Below are 13099 nucleotides of genomic sequence, written 5' to 3'. Positions count from 1 at the left end.
GCCCTTCCGGGGCCGGGCACGGAACGCCGCTCGGCCGTCGGTCCCCCGCGTCGAAGCCGTCAGTCCCACGCGTTGAAGAGGACGCCCCCCAGCGTGGTGATGCCGTACAGACGGACGTGGCGCCACTCGCCCCGGGTCAGGACCGAGGTGTCGACGTCCGCGAGCGGCAGAGTCAGCCGCGCGCGATCGAGCACGACGAAGCCCAGGTCGGTGAAGACGTGGGCCCACGGCGGCGGTGCGAGGAACTGCTCGGTGTACCACTCCCGCTGTTCGGCGGCGAACGCGATCCAGGGGTGGTGTGCGTGGCACAGGACGACGCACCCGGCGGTTCCCTCGATGACCGCGGTGTGGAACGTACGGGGGTACGTCCGTTCCGACACCTCGCCCACATGCCCCCGGGCCGCCCGGGCGGCCGCGTGCAGCGCCGTGCGGAACATCCGCCGATCGGTCTGCGGCAGCGGTCCGTCCGTCGGCCGGCAGAAGCCGGTGGCGCCGCGCGGCAGGGTGAACGCCGCTTCCTCGTCTACGGCCATGGGGCCCATTGTGCCCAGACGGCCCCCGCCGGCGGACCCGCCCCCCGTAACGGGCCGCCGCCCACGCGCGGCGACGTCTAGGGGATGGCCAGCTCCGCCCAGATGGTCTTCCCGGAGGCGGTGTACCGCGTGCCCCAGCGCCGGGACATCTGGTCGACGAGGAACAGGCCGCGGCCCCCTTCCTCGTCCCGGCGTGCCCGCCGCAGGTGCGGGGCGGTGTGCGCGTTGTCGGAGACCTCGCACAGCAGGGAGCGGTCCCTGATCAGCCTCAGCACGACCGGACCGGAGGCGTACCGGATGCCGTTGGTGACCAGCTCGCTCACCACGAGTTCGGCGGTGAACGACAGTGCGGACAGGTCCCAGGCCGCCAGCTGGCGCTCGGTGGCGGTGCGGGCGTGCGCCACCATCGCCGGGTCGGGCGGCAGCTCCAGGTCCGTCACGTGGTCGGCGTCGAGCCGCCGGGTGCGGACGAGGAGCAGCGTGGCGTCGTCCGCCTGCGGTCCCGGCGGCAGGGTGGACAGCGCCCGGTCGCACAGCTCCTCCACCGGGCACCGCTGCCAGGTGAGCACCTGGGCCAGCCGGTCGATACCGCTGTCGATGTCGGTGTGCCGGTCCTCCACCACGCCGTCCGTGAACAGCGCCACCACACTGCCGCCGGCCAGGCTCAGCTCCACGTTCTCGTACGGCAGGCCGCCGAGCCCCAGGGGCGGCCCCGGGGCCAGCGCGGACAGGGCCACCGAGCCGCTCGCGTCGGCCACGATCGGCGGGGGATGGCCCGCGCTCGCCCAGACGCACCGGCCGCCGACCGGGTCGTAGATCGCGTACAGGCAGGTCACCCCCAGCGCCTCGGCGCCCGGCTCGCCGTCCGCCCGGCACTCCGTGTCCTGCGCGACGAGGTCGTCCAGCCGGGTGAGCAGCTCGGCCGGATCCAGGTCCAGCAGCGCCAGGGTCCGTACGGTGGCGCGCAGCCGGCCCATGGTCGCGGCCGCGTGCACGCCGTGGCCCACCACGTCACCGACGGTCAGGCCCACTCTGGCACCCGACAGCGGGATCACGTCGAACCAGTCGCCGCCCACGCCCACCCGGTTGTCGGCGGGCAGGTAGCGGTACGCCACGTCGACCGCGCTCTGCTCGGGCAGGTGCTGGGGCAGCAGGCTGCGCTGGAGCACCAGGGCCGCCGAGTGCTGGCTGGTGTAGCGGCGGGCGTTGTCGATGCCGACGGCGGCCCGCTCGGCCAGTTCCACGGCGAGAGCCTGCTCCTCGGCGCCGAACGGGTCGGGGTTGCCGCTGCGCCGGAAGGTGGCGAGGCCGAGGACCGCGCCGCGGGTGAGCAGCGGCACGAAGAGGCAGGAGTGCGGGGCGGCCGGGTCCGCCGCGCCCGCAGCCTCGGGCGGTGAGGCGTCGACCACGGGGCGGCTGGTGGCCAGGCTCAGCGCCTGCGGCGACGAGGGCGGGTAGGAGACGGGAGTGGTGCGGAACTCCTCGGGGGTGCGGCCGTGCATCCGCACCAGACCGTGCCCCGGTGCCGAGCCCGTCGGCGGTTGCCGCCCGTCGATGACCGCGGGCGGCAGGTCCACCAGCACCTCGTCGGCGAGCTGCGGTACCGCCACGTCGGCGAGCTCCGCGGCCGTACGGCGCACGTCCAGCGAGGCGCCGATCCGCTTCCCCGCCCGCACCAGCAGCGACAGGCGTTCCTGAGCGCGGTAGCGGTCGGTGATGTCGAGGGACTCCTCGAACAGTCCGAGCGGTTCGCCGCGGGCGTCCAGCAGCCGGTGGTACGAGCAGGACCAGACGTGCTCCCGCACCGGGTCGGCGGGGGCCCGCCCGCGGTAGTGCATGCCGATGATCGGTTCCCCCGTCGTCAGTACGTGCTCCATCACCTGCTCTTCGTCCGGCGGGTGGTGACGGGAGATGAACTCGCCCTCGGGGAAGAGGTCCGCGGCCGGCCGGCCGATGTACGGGCCGATCCCCGCGAGCTCCAGATCGGTGGAGACGTTCGCCCAGACCACGCGCCCGTCCGTGTCGAAGACCGTCAGGCCGACGGGCGACTCGGTCGCCAGTCCCTGGAGCACCGCAAGCTGCGCCTCCCAGCCGCGCAGCGCCTCCAGCTCGGCCGCGACCACGACGGTCGCGGCGGCGCCCCGGTGCGCGAGCGGGCTGAACGTCACGGCCGCGCGCACGGTGTGCCCGTCCCGGCAGCACAGGTCCAGCACGGTGAGGCGGGGCCCGCGCGCCCCGCAGAGGGCGGGCGGCCGCTGCCCGGTGCCCGCCGCCAGCAGCCGCTCGGCCGGCCGGCCCAGCACGTCCTCGGGTGCGTGCCCGAGGAGGCGCTGGGCCGAGGCTCCCCACCCGGATACCCGGCCTTCGTCGTCGAGCACCGCGGCGGCGGCCTTGGAGAGGTCCAGGGGGCTGTGGAAATCGACATCGGGCGCCTTCGGAAAACGATCCATGGCACCGCTTCCCTTCGTGCTCCCTCAGCATCCCGTGCCGCACGGCGGACGACAACCGCACGCGGGACCGCCACCGCCGTCCGCCGCGCCCGGCCCGGCAGGGTGAGGACGGACCGGGAGGCGGGGACGGCCGCGGCGGGGTGTCACCCGGCGGGGTCGAGGACGACGGGCAGTTCCGCGAGGCCGCGGAAGGCCGGGAAGGGGACCTCCAGCCAGCGCGGACCGCCGGCGGGGTCGGCCGGCGTCATCCGCGGGAACCGCTCGAACAGGCGGGTGAGCGCCAGCTGCGTCTCCAGGCGGGCCAGCGGGGCACCCAGGCAGTAGTGGCTGCCGTGCCCGAATCCCAGGTGCGCGTCCTGTGCGTTCCCCGGCCGCTTCACGTCCAGCCGGTCCGGCGCGTCGAACTTCCGCGGATCGCGGTTGGCGGAACTGAGCGCGATCTGGACCAGGGCGCCCTTGGGGATCAGGGTCCCGCTGTACTCGACGTCCTCGGTCGCGTAGCGGAACGTCGCGCTCTCGACGGAGCCGTCGTAGCGCACCAGTTCCTCGACCGCCGCACGGATCAGCTCCGGGTCCTCCCGCACGGCGCGCAGCTGCGCCGGGCGGGACAGCAGATGGTGGACGGCGTTGCCGATGAGGTAGGCGGTCGTCTTGTGACCGGCGAACATCAGCAGGAACGCCGTGGAGACCAGCTCGTTCTCGGTGAGCCCGCCGTCGTTGTCCCGGGCCGCGATGAGCGCGCTGATCAGGTCGTCACCCGGACGGGTGCGCTTGGCGGCGATGAGCTCCGTGAAGAACGCGTGCAGACCCTCCTCCGCCTCCTGCTGGGCCCGCTTGGCCTCCTCACCGAAACCGGTCTGCGCCACCGTGGTGGACAGGCGCTGCATCCGCGACCGGTCCGCGGCCGGCACGCCGAGGAGGTCGCAGATCACGATGATCGGCAGCGGGAAGGCGAACGCGGGCAGCAGGTCGACGCGTTCCCGGGTCGGGCAGTCGTCGAGGAGGTTCTCGACGATCTCCTCGATCCGGGGCCGCAGCGCCTGCACGCGCTTGGGGGTGAACGCGGAGTTGATCAGCCGGCGCAGCCGGGTGTGCTTGGGCGCGTCGGAGTTGAGCATGTTGTCGTCCAGCGCGATGGAGGAGTCACCGAAGATCCTCCGGTAGGCGTCCATGGCGCCGTACATGTCCTTGCTCAGCCGCGGATCCGCCAGCGCGGCCCGCGCGTCCTCGTACCGGGTGATCAGGTACGTCTCGTTGCCGTGCGGCGGTCTCATCGGGCAGACCGGCGCCTCGTCGCGGAGCCGGGCGTAGACCGCGTGCGGATCGCGCCGGAACTCCGGGGTGCACCGTTCGGCTGCGGTGACGGCCTCTTGCATGGTGGTCACAACCGGCTCCCGAGGTCGAAGAGGGCCTCGGCGTTGCCGCCGAGGATGCGCTGCTGGGCCGCCTTGTCGACCGGCAGCTTCTCGATCATGTGGACGAAGTCCTCCAGCGGTGCCGCCATCGGCGGCGAGTCGGTGCCGAACAGCATCCGTTCGGGTCCCAGCACCTCCGCGTTCAGGCTCAGGTGCGCCGGGCTGAACGGGCTCGTGTCGACGTACATGCGCCGGAGCGCCGCGACCGGGTCGGCCGCCGGCTCCGGCGGCGCCGCCGGCCCGGCGTCCGGCCTCCCGGCCGGCGGGCGGGCGCCGGCCGGTGCGGAGCCGGCCGGCGTGGGCCGGCCGGGGGGCGGCGCGCCCCCGGCCCAGTGCCGGGGGCGCGCCGCGGTCTGCAGCCGCTCCGGCAGCAGCGCCATCGCGCCGCCGCCGGTCGCGCCGATCAGCCGCAGACCGGGGTACTTGTCCAGCCATCCGGCGAACGCGACATGGGCCATGCCCAGGGTGACGTCGCCGAACCGGCCGATCTGCTCCACGAAGCCGATCCCCTCGACCCGTTCCGTGCCGACCGGTTCGGCCGGAGCGTGCACCAGGACCGGCACCCCCGCCTCCGCGGCCAGCGCGAAGAAGGAGTCCGCGCGGGGCGAACCGAGCAGCTCCCCGTGGACGCTGGACGTGGTGATCAGACCGACGAAGGCGGGGTCCGCCAGCGTCTCCCGCACCCCTTCGAGGTGATCGTCGTCCCCGAACGGGTTCGCGAAGACGTAGCCGCGCAACTGGTCCGGGAACCTGCGGATCAGGCCGGACATCCAGGCGTGGAAGGCACGCAGCCGGTCGCGTGGCTGCGCGTAGTTGTCGACGCCCGGTACCCGTGCCATCGCACCGGCCCCGACGGGGCTGCCGATGAGGGTGAGGTCGATCCCGGCCTCGGCGCGAGCGGCGAGCATGCCGTCGACGTCGGTCAGGCTGGGGGGCATGGGGAAGCGTTTGGCCGCCTCGGGCGGGGACAGGTGCCCGTGGATGTCGATGATCACGTGTCGGTTCCCGGTTTCGGTGCGAGTGCGCGGACGACCGCGGCACAGTCCTGGTCACCCAGTCCTTGCTCGGTGGCGCGGACGTGGGTCTCCGCCGCGGCGGTCGCCAACGGCAGACTCAGGCCGACTGCCGCTGCCTGCTTGGAAGCGAGCATGAGGTCTTTCGCCATCAGCCGCAGCCGGAAGTCCGGCTCCTCGAAGCGCCCGGCGGCCAGCCGCCGCGACTTGAATGCCATCACCGGCGAGGCGAATCCGCTGCCCGCGATGGTCTTCAGGACCAGCTGACGGTCGAGTCCGCAGGCGGCCGCAAGCTCGCTCGCCTCGGCCAGCGCCTGCACCTCGACGCCCATCAGCAGGTTGAGGAGCAGTTTCATCCGCATGCCGGACCCGAGTGCGCCCAGATGGACGACCTCCTTGCCCAGCGTCTCCAGCAGCGGGCGCGCGGTGGTGAACGCGGCCTCCTGGCCGCCGACGAAGAGCCGCAGCTCGCCGTCGCGGGCGTGGTCGCGGTTGCCGAGCATGCCGACGTCCAGGACCTTGGGGACGTCCCCGGCGATCTGCACGACCTCTTCCGGGGAGACGGTGCTGGCGCAGATCAGCACACCGGGGTAGGGGTCGGTGGCCAGCACGCCGCCCCTGCCGTGCAGTACGGCGCCGAGGGCCTCGCCGTCGGCCACGGCGCAGATGGCGGCGCTCGTGCCCGCGACGGCGTCGGCGGGGTGGGAGGCGACGTAGGCGCCGGCCTCGGCGAGCGGAGCGGTCCGCTCGGGGGTGCGGTTCCAGACCCGGACCGCTACGCCCTGGTCGAGGAGGCGCACGGCCAGGCCGGTGCCCATCGCGCCGAGACCGAGGACGGCGACGGGGCTGCTCTGGGGGCGCGTCATGACGACACCCCCTTGGTCTCCTTGACGACCCGGAACCGCAGCGACTGCCGCTGGTCGACCCACTGGCGCAGCGGGGCCACCAGCTCACGGTGCTCCTCGCTCTGCTGCCAGGCGAAGAAGTGCTCGGCGCTCTGCCACTCGCTGGTGATCACCCACTGACGGGAGTCGTCGGCGGGTTCGCCGAGCCGCTCGACGATGTGACCGGGGGTGTTGGACACGGACTTGCGGAGCTGCTCGTACAGATCCAGGAACCCCTGCTCGCCACCCTCGATCACCCTGACGGCGAAGACGACGCCCAGCTTGTCGGCCGATCGGCCCTTGTGGTCGGTGCCCATGGCTCCTCCTGAGTGAGATCCGGCGGGACACGCATCCCACGGACTCATGTCGCCCGGACGGCTGCAACTCCGAATGGGGGAGGACCCAGTGGGCACAAGGGGTTCACGTTCCGTCATTACTCGCTTCGGGTGAGTGCGGGACGGTCGCGTCACCCGACGGCGAGGCGCGGACGGCCTACCGCGAACGGGTCACATCCCGGCGGACCCGTTTAGCGCGGACCCGGTCACCCGGAAGTGGACAGCCGGTGGGCCTCCGGCGCGGGGAGGAGGGGTCTGGTGTGGTCCCGGCGCGGGCAGGAGAGGACCGGTGTGGTGGAGCGCCGGCGGGGCGAAGGGGCGCCGCCCCGCCGACGGGCTGTCAGCCCTGCTGCGCGGACTTGTCCGCCTTCTCGACGGAGAGCGCGAGGTGGGCGGCCAGCTTCTGCGCGCCCGCGGCGCCGTTCTCGCCGCCGTACGTCGACAGCACGCTCACCACGGCGGTGTCGACGCGGACGGCGACCAGGGTGGTGCCGTCCTCCCAGGCGGGGTTGGTCAGCGTGATGGTGTAGGCCTCGTCCCCGAGGCCCTTCGTCGCGACGCCGGTGACCTTCACCTTGCCGCCGGTGTCGGAGTCCGGGTAGCTCGGGCACGCGGCGACCACCTTCGCCAGGCCCTTCATGACCTCGGTCGCGGTCGAGCCGCGGTAGACGTCGATCTCCTGGTCGAGCTCGGCGGTCTGGTCGGCGTTCATGTAGGAGTTCTGCGCGAACGACACGCCGTCGATCCCGGTCAGACCGATCCAGCCCGTGGCGCCGAGGTCGGCACAGCGCGGCTTGGCGGCGCTCTTGGTGGCCTGGGTCTGGAACTCGTCCCCGGTGTCCCGGCTGCCGCTCGGGTCGATGGCGAACCCGGACGGGAAGAACGACGCGGGAGCCAGGGCCTTCTTCAGCTGGGCACCGGTCAGCAGCCCCGCGTCGGCGTTCTCCGGCTTGGCCGACGTGGCGGAGGCGGTGCCGCCGGAGGAGGAGGTGCCGGAGTCGGAGGAGCAGGCGGTCAGGGCCAGCGGGAGGGCCGCGACGGCGAGCACCTTGAGGGCGGGGGAGGGGAGACGCATGGGAGTCCTAGACGTGAGTTGCGTTGTGCCGCGCCGGGGCGGCGAGGGGTGGGGGTGCACACGCCCCGGGCGGGCGGGTGCGTCGCGGAGCCGGACGGCGGGCCGGAAGCCGGCCGGGGGACGTCGGGCACCGCGGGGATGCGCGCGGGTCTCCTCTCACTCGGGACGGGTCAAGGCGACGCCCCGCATGGGGCGTTCACCGTGTGCGGGCGGGAATGCCGTGGCCGAAGGCCGCACGGCGAGGACCGGGAGCGGCCGACGGGCCCCTGCCGGGGGCGGGCGCGGGAGCTCCGGAAGGCCGGAGCTCCCGCACCTCGCAGCCTCAGAGCTCCGCGCGGTGGTCCGCTCGCCGGCCGGGTGATACTCCGTCCCGGTCGCACGCGTGGGCGGCCGACGGCACCAGCGGGACGGCTGGTGCCGTGGCGGCCGTCGCGGCGGTGGGAGCCGGGGAGCGGCGGAACGTCATGCGAACCTCGGAGACAGGGGTGGCCGAAAACGTACGCATAGGTGACCCGTAGCGTGCGCAAAGGGTTGCCTCGATTCCGCGGTTCTCCCCGTGATGTGGATCACGTCCGGTCGGGGCTGCGGGGCTGCGGGGCTGCGGGGTTGCGGGGTTGCGGGGCGCGTCGGCCGGGCCGGCACCCCGGGCACCCCCGGGCCCCCGCTTCGACCCGGCGGCCTGCCGCCGGGCCACCCGGGGACGGGGCATCGCGGGCCCGGCGGCTCGAAGCGGCCAGGCCCGTCGCGGCTCGGAGTGGCCAGGCCCGTCGCGGCTCGAAGTGGCCAGGCCCCTCGCGGCTCGGGGTCAGAGCGCGCTGCGGCGGAGTGTCAGATGGACGTTGCCCGCCTTGTCGGTCTCCTCGGTGAGGACCTCGTAGCCGTGCTCCTCGGCGAAGGCCAGCGCGCTCTCGCGGCCGTACGTCTGCGTCAGCCGGCGCAGCCAGGCCGCGTCGTACCGGCGCCGGTCGTAGTCGCTGATGATGGCCTGGAACTCGCCGTCGGCGGTGCGGGCGAAGCCCAGGTCGTTGCTCGCCGAACCGACGTGCCGGCGCCGGATGATCACCTCGGCCCGCTGGCTGCGCCGGTCACCCTGGTACCCGATGAGCGCCTGCGGCTCGTCGTGGCTCTCCACCTCGTCGAAGCCGAGCGCCCGCAGGGCGCGGACGAGGGTGTCCTGGTCCTTCAGCGAGGTGCGGACGCGGGTGTAGTGGGACATGGGGACTCCTTCAGGCGAGGCGCACGATGGGTTGCCGGTCGAGGACCCAGACACGGCGTTCCAGGTCGAAGGCGGAGACGGTGAGGCGCTTGTGCGCGTCGATCCGGAAGTCGCACCGGAAGCGGTCGGCCCCCGCGCGGGCGGGCGGCCGCGCCTCCAGGAAGGTCGGGTTGTCCTCGTTCAGCCACAGCTGGGACTTCTCCTGCCGGTGCTGCGGGGTGACCCCGACGGCCCGGGCACCGCCGTCGGCGTCGAAGACGATCTCCAGGTCGGCTCCCGCGTCCCGGAAGGTGGCGTGGGCCAGTTCGTAGATGGCCAGGCCCAGATTGCGCTGCCCGTCCCGGATGGCCTTGATGGTGAGGGTGCGGATCGGGTCCGCCGTCGGGTACTCGCTGCCCGCGCGGACCAGCGTCTCGAACTCGTAGGCGCCGGTGTCACGGTTGACGTGGCGGATGGCGTAGTCGTGCTGGATGTGGTCGTGCAGCTCGTAGCCGCCCGCGATGCCGGCGGCCCCGGCGGCCACCGCCTCCAAGGGGCGGTCCACCCGCAGCACCTCCGGCGGGAACTGCCAGCGCAGCAGCTCCTGGACGGCCGGGATGAGACTGGAGCCGCCGACCAGGAACACCTGGGAGATCTCCTCGGCCGGGTAGCCGGCCGAGGCCGCGCCGTCGAGCGCCCTGCGCAGTGCCCTGCCCACCCGGCCCAGCACGTCCCGGTCCCGCAGCAGCGCCTCGAAGTCACCGCGGGAGAGGTCCATGCGGTACGACTCGCCGGTCTCCGGATCGGTCGCCTCCACCACCGCGGTCGTGGCCTGGGTGAGCGCGGTCTTGGCCGCCTCGGCGGAGCGCAGCAGCCGGCGGAAGACGCGGTTGTAGGCCGCCGTGTCGCCCAGCGGCACACCGGTGGTGTCGGCGGCGTGCTGGGCGATGAGCGCGTCGATGTGATTGCCGCCGAGGTCGGCTCCCGTCTTGGCGATGGCCCGCACGCCCGCCCCGCCGCCGGTCTCGGCCGGCTCCTGCACCCGTACCACGGAGATGTCCAGCGTGCCGGCGCCGAAGTCGAACACCATGAAGGCGTCCCCCGGGTTGAGCCGGGCGCTGTAACCGACCGCGGCCGCGGTCGCCTCGTCCACCACGCGCAGCCTGCTCAGCCCCGCCGTCTCGCCGACCTCCCGCACCAGCCAGTCCCGGTAGGTGTCGAAGGACTCCACCGGAGCGGTCGCCACGATCTCCAGGTCGTCCGTGCCGACGGCGAGCGAGGCGGCGGCCATCACGTCCCCGAGGAACTGGGTGGCCGCGTCCCGGTTGCTGATCCGGCGGTCGCCCACGGCGCGCGGGATGTCGATCGACTGCCCGGTGACACTGCTCTTGGTGGACTGGAAGACGGCCACCGCCGGGTCGTCCCAGAACGCCGCGTCCCGGGCGACGGCGGCGCCCGTCCAGCGCCGCTCCCCGTCCACGGCGAACGCGATCAGTGAGGGCACGACCCGCTGACGTACGCCCCCGCTGCCGCCGCGCAGCAGGTCGAGCCCCTCCAGCGGGATGGGCTCACCCCGGTCCGAGGCGTGGTCCCAGCCGGCGACCACGGTGTTGGCGGTGCCGAAGTCGATGCCGATGCGGGTGGTCATGGGGTGTCGAAACTCCTCGTCGCTGGACGTGCGGGGCGAGGCCGCGCCGGCCTCACAGGCTGATGTCGTACTCGCCGGCGGTCAGGGCCGCGAGCTCACCGGGATCCCCGAGGTCGCCCAGCTCGATGTCGAAGCGGAAGCGGTACTCGAGCAGGGCGTGCAGCAGGTCGACCACCGGCCGTGCCGCCGGGGGCAGATCCGGGGCGGCCTTGGCGCCGGCGACGACGCCCAGGTCCGCGGGCACGGACGTCACCAGCGGCTTGGTCATCAGGCTGGGCAGCGCCCAGGTGCGCAGGTCGTACAGGTCCGTGTAACCCGCGTCGTACCCGACGGCGAGGAACTCGCCGCGCGGCGACAGGTGCGCGCTGGTCACCGTGGCCCCGTGCCGCTCCGGCTCGGACGTCCACTTCTGCTCCAGCGTCCGGGCGTTCAGTACGACGATCCGCCCGCGCTCGTCGACGAGCGCGACCTCGCCGCGGCCCGGCAGCGCCTCCAGACCGCGGATCAGACCGGCGTTGACGGCCCCCGGCACCAAGGTGCGTCCCACGCACGTCAGCTGCTGGATGGTGCCGCGCTTGCTCGCCACGACCAGCGAGTCGGAGCCGGTGAACACCGCCCGGCCGACGATCATCCCGCCGTCGCCCCCGGCGAGCAGTTCGGTGGCGGAGCCGTTCGTGACGGCCAGCTCCCGGGCCAGGACCGCCAGCCGCCCGGAGGGCAGGTGCGCGGTCACCGCGCGCGGCCAGTCCCGCTGCGGGTCCAGGCCGAGCTTCTGCACGCAGACCGCCTCCACGCCGCCGTCCGGCGCGCCCAGCAGGATCTCCCCGCCGCGCGTACCCGCGGCGAACGAACCGTCCGTGCCCCGCAGGGTCAGCGCGGTGAAGGGCCCGGGCTCCTCGTACAGCACCCGCCCGCCGCCGCCGGTGCAGCGCACCAGCCGGCAGGGCGCCTGCCCGTTGTTGGTGCGCTCCGCGGCGACGAAGGCACCACCACCGGTGTGCACGATGAACCCGACCGAGGAGCGGAAGCAGTCGTAGCGCTCGACCAGCCGGCCCTGCGTCAGATCGACGACACCGGCGACGTGGTCGGTCCCCGCGATCGCCAGGAAGGGGCCGTCCGGGGCGAAGGAGACGTCGTTGACCCTGCCGTGGAACTGGATGCGGCTGCTGCGTGACACGTCCGGCCACCACTGCCCGAACCCCCGCAGCGATCCGCGCGTCCACCGGGGATCGGCCCGGCGCATCATCTCGAAGACCCGGCGGCCGTCCTCGTCACGCGGCACCCAGTCCTCGAACAGGCCCATCAGCTTCAGGCCGGCGGCCGGGGCCACCTCCTGCACCATGCCCCACAGCCGGCGCCACTCCCCGCGCTCCGCCAGCTGACGGCTCAGGTAGTCGAGTTCGGGCTCCTCCAGCTCCGGTATCCGGGACCGCGGGTCGCTGCCGACCAGCACCCGCATCAGGTCGAGACCGCCGGTGGCGCGCATGGCCTGCTGCAGCCCCAGGCGCGTCTCCTGGGTGGCGGCGGCGTAGGCGAGTTCCAGCAGCCGGCCGTCGGGGTCCATGCCCCGGTACTGCTCCAACTGGCGGGTCAGCAGGAAGAACACCACCCGCCGGACGGGATCCCTGGGCGCGAGCCGCTTCTCGACGCAGAGCGGGACCAGCGCCGGATCGGACAACGCGGCGTCGCACAGCGCTTCCGCCAGCTCCGGCGGCAGCCCCGCGAGGATCTTCCGGCGGGCCAGGTCCCCTACCGGGTGGTCGGTGCGTGCGGCCGCCGCGAACAGGGCGACGCGGGCGGCCGGCTCGGTCAGACCCGCGGTGGTGGGTGCCAGTACGACGAGACTCGCGCCCCGCTCCGGCTCGTTCGGCGGCGCGGGCGTGTTCCACGCCGACAGGGCGGTCAGCAGCCGCTCGTCGGGCACGCGCAGCCAGGCGGCCCAGAGAACGCGCAGCACCCTGCCCTCGGGCGGCACCGGATTGCGCAGCAGCAGCGAGACCAGCGGCGGGAGATCCACGGGGACGTGCGCGCCGGCCGGCCCCTGACCGGAACGCGTGAAGGTGCGGGCCGCCCGTCGCCACAGCGCCTCCGACAACTTCCCGGTGGCCGTCGCGCACGCCGCCTCCGCGCCCTCCCGGACCAGCGGATCCGGGTCGGCCAGCAACTGGTCGACGGAATCGGCCAGTTCCCACGACCACACCTGCGGCAGCCGCCCCTGCACCGCGGCGGTCAGCAGCCGGGGCAGGCCGTGGGGGGCCAACGCACCCGTCTCGCGGACGAGGCGGCGCAGCTCCGGATCGCGTGTCGCGGCCCAGCGCTCCGCGAGCACCTCGCCGGCCGACTGCTGCCGCGGATGACCGTCCTCCCGCGCGGTCCGCGCGAGCACCGCCACGACCCGGGGATCGCCGTCCTCCAGCGCACCCGCACGGAGCCGCCGCCAGGCCCGGCGCGCCCGGAACCCCCAGCCCGACGCCGCGTCACCGCGCGCGGACGCCCGCAGCCGGCGCTCGGCCCGCCAGGCACTCACCACCGCCCCGCTCCCCCCCGTCAC

The 13099-nt window shown here is 73.9% G+C and carries 10 protein-coding genes; all 10 read right to left on the bottom strand.

Features of this window, described 5'->3' with window-relative positions; translation table 11 throughout:
• Positions 1-59: 59 nt before the first annotated feature.
• Positions 60-533 (bottom strand): hypothetical protein, encoded by a 474-nt coding sequence (locus tag ABZ576_RS13375; RefSeq protein ID WP_360739510.1) that lies wholly within the window; start codon positions 531-533, stop codon positions 60-62.
• 77 nt (positions 534-610) lie between these two features.
• Positions 611-2983, bottom strand: coding sequence for a SpoIIE family protein phosphatase (locus tag ABZ576_RS13370; RefSeq protein ID WP_360739508.1), 2373 nt, complete (start codon positions 2981-2983; stop codon positions 611-613).
• A gap of 143 nt (positions 2984-3126) precedes the next feature.
• Positions 3127-4368 (bottom strand): cytochrome P450, encoded by a 1242-nt coding sequence (locus tag ABZ576_RS13365; protein ID WP_360739507.1) that lies wholly within the window; start codon positions 4366-4368, stop codon positions 3127-3129.
• Complete coding sequence (locus ABZ576_RS13360) at positions 4365-5393, bottom strand: amidohydrolase family protein (protein WP_360739506.1); 1029 nt, start codon at positions 5391-5393, stop codon at positions 4365-4367. The genes ABZ576_RS13365 and ABZ576_RS13360 overlap by 4 nt, the downstream gene beginning before the upstream one ends.
• Positions 5390-6277 (bottom strand): NAD(P)-dependent oxidoreductase, encoded by an 888-nt coding sequence (locus ABZ576_RS13355; protein WP_360739504.1) that lies wholly within the window; start codon positions 6275-6277, stop codon positions 5390-5392. Before ABZ576_RS13355 ends, ABZ576_RS13360 begins: the two co-directional genes overlap by 4 nt.
• Positions 6274-6612 (bottom strand): antibiotic biosynthesis monooxygenase family protein, encoded by a 339-nt coding sequence (locus tag ABZ576_RS13350; RefSeq protein WP_360739503.1) that lies wholly within the window; start codon positions 6610-6612, stop codon positions 6274-6276. The genes ABZ576_RS13355 and ABZ576_RS13350 overlap by 4 nt, the downstream gene beginning before the upstream one ends.
• Before the next feature lie 358 nt (positions 6613-6970).
• Positions 6971-7705 carry a hypothetical protein gene (locus tag ABZ576_RS13345; RefSeq protein ID WP_360739502.1) on the bottom strand — a complete coding sequence of 245 codons (735 nt, stop codon included), beginning with the start codon at positions 7703-7705 and terminating at the stop codon, positions 6971-6973.
• Positions 7706-8510: 805 nt separating this feature from the next.
• Positions 8511-8921 carry a DUF1257 domain-containing protein gene (locus ABZ576_RS13340; RefSeq protein WP_360739501.1) on the bottom strand — a complete coding sequence of 137 codons (411 nt, stop codon included), beginning with the start codon at positions 8919-8921 and terminating at the stop codon, positions 8511-8513.
• A gap of 10 nt (positions 8922-8931) precedes the next feature.
• Positions 8932-10548, bottom strand: a complete 1617-nt coding sequence (locus ABZ576_RS13335) for an Hsp70 family protein (protein ID WP_360739499.1) — start codon at positions 10546-10548, stop codon at positions 8932-8934.
• A gap of 52 nt (positions 10549-10600) precedes the next feature.
• Positions 10601-13075, bottom strand: a complete 2475-nt coding sequence (locus tag ABZ576_RS13330; protein WP_360739498.1) for a hypothetical protein — start codon at positions 13073-13075, stop codon at positions 10601-10603.
• Between the last annotated feature and the right edge of the window lie 24 nt (positions 13076-13099).

Source organism: Streptomyces sp. NPDC013455 (assembly GCF_040632975.1).
GTDB lineage: Bacteria > Actinomycetota > Actinomycetes > Streptomycetales > Streptomycetaceae > Streptomyces.
This window is presented reverse-complemented; position numbering and strand designations above follow the sequence as displayed.